This is a genomic window from Coleofasciculus sp. FACHB-712, assembly GCF_014695635.1.
Lineage (GTDB): Bacteria > Cyanobacteriota > Cyanobacteriia > Cyanobacteriales > FACHB-T130 > FACHB-T130.
This window is the reverse complement of the sequence record NZ_JACJOQ010000410.1, coordinates 1-2220: the sequence shown is the minus strand read 5'-3', so window position 1 is coordinate 2220 and position 2220 is coordinate 1. Positions and strand designations below refer to the sequence as shown.

At 44.1% G+C, this 2220-nt stretch carries 1 protein-coding gene; it reads left to right on the top strand.

Going from position 1 to position 2220, the window contains the following annotated elements; all coding sequences use genetic code 11:
* Positions 1 to 339: 339 nt before the first annotated feature.
* Entirely contained in the window at positions 340 to 1848 is a 1509-nt protein-coding gene (locus H6F50_RS12515) for a NarK family nitrate/nitrite MFS transporter (RefSeq protein WP_190428960.1), read from the top strand.
* Positions 1849 to 2220 lie beyond the last annotated feature (372 nt).

Genomic DNA, 2220 nt, shown 5'->3' with positions numbered 1-2220 from the left:
AATACTTCACAATACAGATACAATACCTAACAAGATAGAGATTTCAAAAGAAATCTGTCTTTTGTAACAAATTCTACGAACTCAGATTATTCAGTTCATTACTCTAACAGAAGCGCTTATTGCTAAAAAAACTAACGTTCGGCAGCTCGGCTCGATAAGGTGAGATTTTATGTTTGAAAACTTTCAAGCAAAAAATAGACCGAACCCCGTGGCAAGCGCCTAATTACGTAAATTTTTTACCTAGGATTTATATCCCCGATTGAATCTATAAAATTTACGCTAACCCAAGAACAGTTCCCGCTTTGATGCATACTTTACTTGAAAAGAAGAGGTTCTGAAATGTCCGGATTATGGTCATTTAGCGGTCGATACCGCATCTTACACCTGACCTGGTTTGCATTCTTTTTAACCTTTGTCGTTTGGTTCAACTTCGCCCCTTTTGCCACAGCGGTGAAAGCAGATTTAGGTTTAAATGAAGCCCAACTCAGAACTCTCGCTATTTGTAACGTTGCGCTCACCGTTCCGGCTCGAATTATTGTCGGCATGATTCTGGATCGCTACGGTCCTCGGATCACCTATTCATGCCTTTTAATTTATGCGGCGATTCCTTGCCTGATGTTTGCATTTGCACAGAATTTTTCCCAATTAGTATTAAGCCGCTTAGCGCTGAGCATCGTTGGGTGTGGATTTGTGATTGGCATTCGGATGGTGGCGGAATGGTTTCCCCCGAAAGAAATTGGCTTAGCAGAAGGCATTTATGGCGGCTGGGGCAACTTTGGCTCGGCAGGTGCAGCGTTTACCCTCCCGACAATTGCCACAGCAGCTGCCTTTTTAGGGGCAGGTCAAGTTAACTGGCGGTTTGCGATCGCGCTCACCGGAATTGTTGCCGCTATCTACGGAATTGTTTATTACTTAAACGTCCAAGATACTCCTCCAGGTAAGGTTTACCAACGTCCCCAAAGCAGCGCCGGAATAGAAGTGACTACCCAGAAAGACTTCTGGTTTCTATTACTTAGCAACATTCCCTTAGTCGGCGTTTTGGGCGTCATTGCTTGGCGCTTAAATCAAGTTAAATTTCTTAATATCACTCAACTGTATGTCACCTGGTTTCTGCTGCTGTGCTTGTATGTATTCCAAGCTTATAACTGTTGGAAAGCAAATCACAGCTTGATGACTGGTAAAAAGCGCTACTCTGCTGAAGAGCGCTATCAATTTGGTCAAGTCGTCAATTTAGAAATTGCTTATCTTGCCTGTTTTGGCTCAGAGCTAGCTGTTGTTTCCATGCTCCCAACGTTTTTTCAAAGAGGCTTTGGATTGACAGAGGCGCTAGCAGCAGGCGTTGCCGGAACTTATGCCTTTATGAACTTGGCGGCTCGTCCAGGAGGCGGCTTAATTTCTGACAAGATTGGCAGCCGGAAGTGGACGCTGGCGGCAACGCTTGCTGGCACGGGAATTGGCTATCTAGTGTTTAGCTCTCTGGGTGCAAATATACCCCTGTTCGGGGTAGTTATTGTGACCATGATTGCTTCCTTCTTTGTCATGGCAGCAGAAGGTGCGACCTTTGCCATCGTTCCCCTGATTAAGCGGCGCGTAACGGGTCAGATTGCTGGGAACGTGGGTGCTTATGGCAACGTAGGAGCGGTTATTTTCCTGACCGTCTATAGCTTTTTACCTCAAGATGCTGCGGGCGATCGCATATTTTTCCAGATGCTAGGAATTGTTGGCTTAATTTCGGCTAGTCTTTGTGCGTTTCTTCTCAAAGAACCGGAAGGCTCTCATGAAGGTGAAGAAGTCGGAATAACATCCTCAAAAACTCCCGTTTTCTCGCACGAACGCGAACAAAATTAATTTTGGTAGAAGTCCTAATTGGGAATAGATGAGGTGTTAAAAGTTATCCCAACTTAGGTTTAATAACTGTCTTTTTCTAAAACCAACCGAGTAGGGGTGAGATTGAAAGTCACCCCTATATTTTTATGGCGTGTCAAGCAGGTTGAGCGATATGCTTGGCTACTCATGCTTCCTTACCAATTTAGATAGATTCTTAATATTCTCTCTGGATAAAGTTGTTTTTAATACACTTAGACGGGTGATTTGGGATTAAGTTAACCTTGCTTTCCTACTCACACTGCTAGTGACTTTGAGGAGATTTTATGTCGTCTCCCGATCGAACAACTGCCAGCAACGAGCATAACGTATATGCTGATACATTACCTAACGATT

Excerpts from the sequence above, each read along its gene's own strand:
- H6F50_RS12515 (WP_190428960.1), top strand. The coding sequence starts at position 340 with ATGTCCGGATTATGGTCATTTAGCGGTCGATACCGCATCTTACACCTG.